This is a genomic window from Mucilaginibacter sp. (assembly GCF_036383575.1).
Lineage (GTDB): Bacteria > Bacteroidota > Bacteroidia > Sphingobacteriales > Sphingobacteriaceae > Mucilaginibacter.
The window spans coordinates 1-8,443 of the sequence record NZ_DASVOB010000618.1; the positions used below are offsets into that span (position 1 = coordinate 1).

General features: G+C 44.1%; 6 protein-coding genes. All 6 read right to left on the reverse strand.

The features are described 5' to 3' along the window. A partial coding sequence (locus VF500_RS21970) for an efflux RND transporter permease subunit (RefSeq protein ID WP_330861733.1) occupies positions 1-2,613 on the reverse strand: 2,613 nt, incomplete at its 3' end. Between the two features lie 13 nt (positions 2,614-2,626). Next, on the reverse strand, positions 2,627-4,021 hold the full coding sequence (locus VF500_RS21975; RefSeq protein WP_330861734.1) for a TolC family protein: 1,395 nt from the start codon (positions 4,019-4,021) through the stop codon (positions 2,627-2,629). Between the two features lie 156 nt (positions 4,022-4,177). After that, positions 4,178-4,576: a hypothetical protein gene (locus tag VF500_RS21980; RefSeq protein ID WP_330861735.1), complete on the reverse strand. Its 399-nt coding sequence runs from the start codon at positions 4,574-4,576 to the stop codon at positions 4,178-4,180. A gap of 112 nt (positions 4,577-4,688) precedes the next feature. After that, positions 4,689-6,947 carry a response regulator gene (locus VF500_RS21985; RefSeq protein WP_330861736.1) on the reverse strand — a complete coding sequence of 753 codons (2,259 nt, stop codon included), beginning with the start codon at positions 6,945-6,947 and terminating at the stop codon, positions 4,689-4,691. A 25-nt stretch (positions 6,948-6,972) separates the two neighbouring features. Beyond that, complete coding sequence (locus VF500_RS21990; protein WP_330861737.1) at positions 6,973-7,569, reverse strand: AhpC/TSA family protein; 597 nt, start codon at positions 7,567-7,569, stop codon at positions 6,973-6,975. 183 nt (positions 7,570-7,752) lie between these two features. Beyond that, a partial coding sequence (locus VF500_RS21995; protein ID WP_330861738.1) for an acyltransferase family protein occupies positions 7,753-8,443 on the reverse strand: 691 nt, incomplete at its 5' end.

An 8,443-nucleotide genomic window follows, 5' to 3' on the forward strand; every position in this document is an offset into this window, starting at 1 on the left:
GTTCAGCGCTTTTTGCACATCGGTAGTGGCGGTACCCAAATCGGTTTTATAAATATTGGCGCTGATAGTCAAAAACCGCCTTGGTCCGGCCCGGTCATACTCCCCCGGAACATAGGTTGTAGTAAATGTGGCTATATCACTTAAAACGGGGCTGCTTTGTCCTTTTACCAGCGGCACTTCTTTTAACTGATCTAAAGTATTCATCACATACTCCGGAATTTGCACCTGTACCTGGTAGGTATAGGCCGATTTATCATCCAACCAAAGGTTTTTCTCGGTAAAACGGCTTGATGATGTACTTGCTGTAACCGAGCGGGCAACATCTTTAATATCCAGGCCTAATTGAGCAGCTTTCAACCTGTCGAGCGTTATTGCCACCACAGGAAACTTTAAAGGCTGACTGATCTGCACATCCCTCAGGTAGCTGATCTTTTTAAGTCGGGCCAAAACTTTGTTTGAGTAACCTTCTATCTGCGCCATATCCTTACCCGCCACCCTTATTTCGATAGGTGTGGATGCACCCTGGCTCATGATCTTTTCGGTCATGTCGATAGGTTCAAAAGTGATGCGGAGATCGGGCATGCGCGATGCTATGTTTTTACGGAGCGCATCTTTAAGCTCATCCATATTGATGTGGTAATCTTCATCAAGGTTAACCTGTAATACCGCTTCATGTGTACCGGTATTAAATACATAAAGATTGCTGGTACCATAGCTGCTTGGCACAATGCCCACATAACCCGATGTGATAGCTACATGATGGTTCACCGTACTGTCGATGATCTGCAAAACCTGTTTCAGCCCGTCTTCCGTACGTTCAAGTCTTGTGCCATCCGGCTCTTTGATCCTGATCTGAAACTGGCCGTTGTTGAGCTTCGGCATCATATCTTTTCCAATGGTAACAAAGCAAACACCGGCCAATCCCAAAACAACCACGAGATAAACAGGCACAATTAGTTTTTTGTTATGCATCCAGCGTTCAATGATGTGTATAAAACGGATCTTTATCCGTTCAAACAGATCATTCTTTTCGGGATGTTTTTGCTCCTGCTGCAGGTGATGGTTTACCTGCCCTTCTTCGGGCCGGTCTAAAGCTTCGCCGGCATGGGCATGCAATTTCCCATGTTCATAATGCTGATAGGTTTCGGCTTTAATAAGCCAGTTTGATAAAATAGGCACCAGTGTTTGCGCTATGATGTACGATACGATCATCGTTAAGCCAATAGATAGCGACAGTGGTAAAAACATCGCTTTAGGCACGCCGTTCATCATAAACGATGGAGCGAATACTGCAAGGATACACAACAGGATGAGCAATAGGGGGAACGAGATTTCCTGGCAGGCATCATAAATAGCCTGTGCTTTGCTTTTGCCCATCTCCAGGTGCTGGTGAATGTTTTCGATGGTTACTGTGGCCTGATCCACGAGGATACCGATGGCAAGCGCCAACCCGCTTAGGGTCATGATATTAATGGTTTGGCCGAATAAGCCAAGCAGCAACACGCCCAATAATATAGATACCGGGATAGTGATCACTACGATCAAACTGCTTCGCCAGTCGCGCAAAAACAATAATACCATTAGCCCGGTAAGCAAAGCGCCTAACCCCCCTTCGGTTAACAAGCTTTTTACGGCATTTATCACAAATATGGACTGGTCAAACTCGTACGAGATCTTAACATCGTCAGGCAAAAGGCTTTGAATTTCCGGGATCTTCTTTTTCAAGGCCTGCACCACGCTCCAGGTACTGGCATCGGCAGTTTTTACCACCGGCAAGTAAACGGAACGCTTGCCATTGATCAGCGCGTAATCAACAGTAACATCGGTGGCATCGGCAACACGCGCAACATCTTTTATTAGGATGGGTACCCCGTTTTTGGTTACTACCGGAATGTTGCCAAATTCGTCTGTCTGGTTGATCAGCGTATTTACCGTAGTAACAAACATGGTGTTACCTAACCGCAGGTTACCCGAAGGCGACATTACGTTAAACCTGGCCAAGGCGCTTACTACCTCATCAGGCGTAAGACCGTAACTCCTGAGTTTATTAGGATCAACATTTAAAGTGATTGACCTTGCATTTGAACCAAACGGTGGCGGAGCAGACAGACCGGGAACGGTTGCAAACATCGGCCTTACTTTGGTGGCCGCCATATCGTAAATGTCCTTCAGGCTGCGATTAGGGGCCGATAGCACCAATTGCCCAACAGGCAACGATGAGGCATCAAACCTTACAACCTGTGGCGGTAATGCCCCCGGAGGGAAAAAACTCATTACGCGGCTTACCTGCAAAGCCACCTGGGCCTGTGCTTCGGCCATATCGGTGCTTTCGTAAAAACTGAGCTTCACCATGGTTAAGCCCTGGATATTTTTACTGGTGATACTTTTGATGCCGTTCACGTAAAGGAACTGATCCTGCAAACGGGTTGAAAAGAAGCCCTCCATTTGCTGGGGCGACATGCCCCCGTATGATTCAATTACATAAATGGTGGGCAGGTTTAGTTTCGGGAAAATATCTATAGGTATATTGATAGCACTAAGCACTGCAAAGATGAGCAGGCTTAAGGTAACCACCACCGTTGTGACGGGCCTTTTAAGTGCGGATGTGACCATTGACATAGCTAAATTATTTTAAAAGGTTTAATACAGAACTCACCTGGTTTTCGGTAATGGCTTTCTGGAACAGCGCGTTCGAGTAAGCATATTTAGCCTGTACATAATCTGTTTCAGCACGGTAAAGGATGTTTAGCGCTGCATTGAGTTCAATAATGTCGGTTAAGCCGTTTTTATATAACGACAGCTTTTGACGATAGCCATCGGTAGCGGCTTTAAGCTGATGAGGGATCTCAAGCAAACGCTCATGCGCTGTTTGCAGTTCCACATTTGATTGATTGGCGCTTACGGCCAGCAGTCGCTTTTGTTCTTCCAGCTTCTTCCGGGTATAATCGGTATTGGCGCGTTGTGTCCTCAGTTTTAACTGCCGGCGGCGGATATCAAACAGGTTATAGGAAACGCCTATACCTACCAGGTAATTATTTCTGTCGAAACCCCATCCGCTGCTCAGGCTGTTAAAGTGGTCGTTAGCATCTACACTTGAGCCACGGCCCCAAACAGCACCTTCCAGCAATATTTTAGGGTTATAGCTTTTCTTAACAAGTTCCTCACGCTGCAGGCTGTTTTGATATACCGATTTATAGTAGTTGATCAGGGGATGATTCGAGGTATCAACCTCTGATAATTGCAGGTTATTTTCTGTACCGATAAGGCTCTGCTCAAAAGTAGTATCGGGCACAATAGTTTGGTACGGCAAACCGCTGATAGCGGATAACTGTAACTGAACCTGCTTTAGCTGGTTATTAAGTTCGATATAATTCAAGCGGGCTTTTGATAGTTCGGCCTCTGCAATACTGGTATCAACTCCGGCACGAACACCGCTTTTAGCCAATGACTGTACCGAGCGCCGGATCTCTTTATTACGGTTGATGTTACGGGCCTGAATGGAGAGGAAATTTTCCAGCTTTAACAACAACAGGTAATTGCCAATAGTGTATGCCTGTAGCTGATACTTTGAATCGGCAAACTGGTTTTGCTGTACCTGGATATCGGAATTGGCTACTTTGTTCTGGGCACCGTAGGCACCAAAATTATAGATCTCCCAGTCGAGCGCGGCCACACCTACATTGGCAGATACGGTGGTAGTATTACTTTCGGTACGTACCCCCCTTGAGTCGGAAGGAATGATACCGAAGCCGAAATATGGCCCTGCCACGTTATTGTTGGTACCGTAGTCGGCCTGGTAGTTTAATTTAAGATTGGGCAGCCAGTTGCTGCGGGTTTCGGTAGCCATTGCCCGTTTTATAGCTATCGCCGCCGAATCGGTTAGTAAGGTCGGGGCGTTTTGGTTTACGCTGTTGAGCAGCGTTTTTAAACTAACCGGTGTGCTATTTTGCTGCTGCGCGTAGCTACAGACTGTAATCAACAAGCCTATAAACACACAGCAGAACTTCTTTAAAATTCGCATGTTTTTATTTTCCGGAATATGCTTACCGGTAAATGCCCGCACTGTCGATCATTAATGCAGATCGATAGCTACAGCAGAAAATACCGGTAAACGATGGATAATTAATTAAAAAAAATGATGATGGATCTAAAGGCAGAGCGCCTTCAACTATTCAGATCAAATGCGAAAGTTACAAAGAGAAAGATAAGTATATCGATAGCCTGGCGTAAGCCTGGGGCTTCGCATTAACAGCTTCGGAAGCGATTTCCAAAGCTGCGATATAAAAAACAGCAGTATAAAACTGCTCACAACAGCACTGATCAAATCAGTAACAGATTTCTTTTCTTCAAGGGTTGATTTATCCGGCCTTTGAACATAGCTTGATTCGTTGAAGCTGCTGCGAACGCTTTCAATTTTTCGTTTAAAAACTGAATTAAATGCTGTTGAGTGTGTATCTGGCAATTCCGTTAGTCGTGGAAGAAAGAAAACATGGCTGCTTGCAATGAGCAAATAAAAAGCCATTACCGACAAAACCAGTAATGATTTCAAAGACTCCTGTTTCCTCTTTTTCAGCATATTAACTTAACCTATGCAAAAATGAAAAAAAATACCAATTTGTTTTGCAAAAGTATTGTTGCAATTATAGTTTACCTCGAAATCTTTTCGGTTGAAAAAGATCAAGATAGAATTAATCCTGACGAACCCCTGCTTTATTACTTACTACCGTATACCATTTCGAAAGTTTATTCATCAGCTCATCAAGCTTTACGGGCTTGCTCAGATAATCATCCATACCGGCTTGTAAACACTCTTGTTCGTCGCCGGTCATGGCGTTAGCTGTGAGGGCTATGATAACAGGCTGTTTGATATCTTCTTTACGGATCGCACGGGTGGCTTCAAGGCCATCCATAACGGGCATCTGCATATCCATCAATATCAGCCCATAATCGTTTTTATACAGGGCTTCTATGGCATCGAGCCCGTTTTTGGCCATCCCGGGCTTGTAACCCATTTTGCTTAAAATGTGCTTGATAACGTGCTGGTTAATCTCATTGTCTTCGGCTATGAGGATGTTGAACGGATATTTATCACTAAAATCAACCGACAGTTTGGGTTTAACCTGTTTATCATCATTCTGATTCGCGTTGCTCCTGAGCGCCATAAAAACCTGCTTGCCAAGCACCTGCTGTTTAATGGGCTTACTCATAATAGAAGTAAAAAGCGCCCGCCTGTCTTTTATAAAATCCTCACCTACTGAACTTAATAGTATGATCGGCAAGTGACCGTACTCATCCCTGATGATCTTAGCCAGCATGGCCCCATCCATTACAGGCATATGCATATCTGTAATTACCAGGTCGATATCCTTGTTCTTTTGGAGCACCACCAAAGCCTCCGCAGCAGATTCGGCAGTTACGGGTTTAAGGTTCCAGTTTTCAAACTGGCGTTGCAGGATAGACAGGTTGGTTTGGTTATCATCAACCACCAATACTTTTTTACCGTGTAATTCGGTAAGGTCAAAGCTTGGGGATTGTTGATGAGATATATCTCCGGGATAAGCGTTTATAGTAAAGGTAAACTTTGCCCCAACGCCGGGTAAGCTTAAAACACCTATGGTGCCCCCCATCAGCGTAACCAGTTTTTGGCATATGGCTAAACCTAAACCGGTACCGCCATATTTACGTGTGGTAGATGAATCCACCTGCGAAAAGGCACGGAACAAACGGTGCAGCTTATCTTTCGGGATGCCTATACCGGTGTCCCAAACATCAAACTGCAATTTCAGCAAGCCATCAGGCTGTTTTTCCAAACAGCTGACCCTAATCCCCACTTCGCCTTTTTCGGTAAACTTAATGGCATTGTTTACAAGGTTTATAAGAACCTGTTTAAGTCGTAATGGGTCGCCAATGATACTGGGCGAGATATCTTCATCGATCTCGTAAACCAGGTCGAGCCCCATTTGTCCGGCTTTAACGGCAAACATATCCATTACATCTTCAATGCTTTGCCTTATGTTGAAGTCTTCCTGTTCAAGGTCGAGACTGCCCGCCTCTATCTTCGAAAAATCGAGGATGTTATTAATCACATGGATGAGTGTTTCGCCGCAGTTGATGATGGTTTCGGTAAACATCCGCTGCTCCTCATTAAGTTCCGTTTCATTCAATAATGCCGACATACCGATAACCCCATTCATAGGTGTACGGATCTCATGGCTCATGGTAGCCAGGAAGATACTCTTTTCCTGGTTGGCCTGGTCGGCGGCGAGACGTGCTTTTTGAAGTTCATGGTTGGAATGATGAAGCTCCTCGTTTGCTGCGGCCAAAACCTCTTCATTATGCTTACGCTCAAGCGATAATTGGGCTTCGCGCTGCAGATCAACCATTTCGAGGGTTTGCACAATTCTTAATTCATTGTATTTGCGCAACTGATATGCCCAAAGCCCGCATATGAACATGATTACCCCTGTAAGTAGTACGTGGATAGCAAACGTTTGGAGATCAAAATAATTGAGTTGGGTAAAAAAAATATTCCCGTACCCGATATCCTGCAGGTAACTGAAAGTAGCATGGTGTATAATAACTACGATAAGCAGCGGGATCTGCAATTTCCAGTTTTGGTATGTGATAAGCAGCGCGCTTGAAATGAAGGCAAAAAAGTGCATCTCAAACATGCCATGCATCTGGTAAATGTACTGGGCCATAAAAATACCCAACACGGTAGCCAGCACGTATTGATACAGAGCAGATTGAGGCAAAGCTATTTTTGCGGTATAGTAAGCCAGCAAACAAAGGCCCCCTACTCCAAAGGCTATAAGCCAGGTATCATAAAAAAAGGCCAGTGCTAAACCAACTATAAAATGCACAGGCAAAAAGTAATTCATTAACCTGTCTGAGCGGTCTTTGATCTCTGTTTGAAAATTGATGTTTTGGGCTATGGCTGCAGTCACTATTATTTAAAACTTAGGGGGTATGTTAATTATGACAATCGGGCAACCGACAGCCATATGATATTAGTGCCAATTTATTAAATGTGAGTCGGGTATTGCTACTAAGTAAACCGTTAATTGCTATTTTGGCAAAACTTGTTTTTTCGTCGGTACAGTAACGGCTTACATTATAGTTACCACGATAGTATAATTTGCTTGCAGTATCAATTAGCGCAACCTGTGGTGTTGAATAAACCCCGCAAGCTTCGGCAACGGAAGGATCAAATATTACCGGAAGCTTCATGCCGAACTTATCCTGGATCTCGCTTTCAGTAAAATGCTTGCTGCTCATGATCACAATAGCAAAATTTACCTGCCCACGATATTGCTCAACAATAGCTTTAAACTGTTTAACATTAAATCTGGAGCAGGGACAACCCGGATTAAAAAAATGCAGGAACAGAGGCTTGCTGTGATCTTTAAAATGCTTTGGATTGATAGAGACTATTGAACCTTGTTTTACCGGCTTGTAGTTTTCCGGGATAGGCGTGGGCAGCTGATATTGCAGCTCATTATACCAAAATAGTGCGCCAACAACAGCAAAAAGTATAACAAGCCAACCAATAACTAACGTTTTCCTCATTGTGCCAAAGTCTTCTGCACACCAACAAAACTGGTTAAAAAACTGCAAAAAACCATTTGTAAAAATAGTTTTTTTCGTGTATAAAAAACACTTTTTCAGCGCTTTAAACATACAGGTTTTAAGCTTGCCTGTGCTGGAGGACTCCTTTTAACCTTTGATTAAATTAGAGAATACACCTTCTGTTTACTTAACGGCTTGCTTTCTCTTTTCAGTTAAATAACGACGTAATGGAACATCGTACACCTTCATAACAAGATAGGCAAATGCAATCAATATGATTAAACCGGGTATAATAATATACGCCAGGTGCATAGCATCGGGCTTGTTCGCAGCATAATAGCTACCAAAAAACCACATCACTACGTAATGTGTCATATACAGCGGATAGGAGATATTGCCCGAAAAAACACATACTTTACGTAAGCCATCGTTAAGAACAGCACCTGCCCCTAATGCCACCAGTAGCGGAAAATAAATGATCACTACGAAAGGCTCGCTAAGCCAGTTCCAGGATGAGAACGGCATCAGGAAAGCCAGCATCAATAAAATCGAAAGACCGATAAAGCCAAGTCTGTTTTTGATGATCAGGTTATACCGGTAAACCAGCAAACCAGCGGTAAAAGAATAAGCTATCCGCACACCTCCATCCCAAAAAGTGCCGCCACTCCAGCCGCCCATCAAATTACCCGAACGACCGGCCACATAGCAGATACCCACCGCCGAGATCACGACAAGCATTATCAAATAGCGCCGGGCAAGGCGGTAAAGCACAAGCGCATACGCAATATTGGCTACGTACTCCCAAAATAACGACCATGCGGGTGCATTGAATCCAAACAAGTTAAAATACCGCTCGGACATGCCCGGGTTAGGG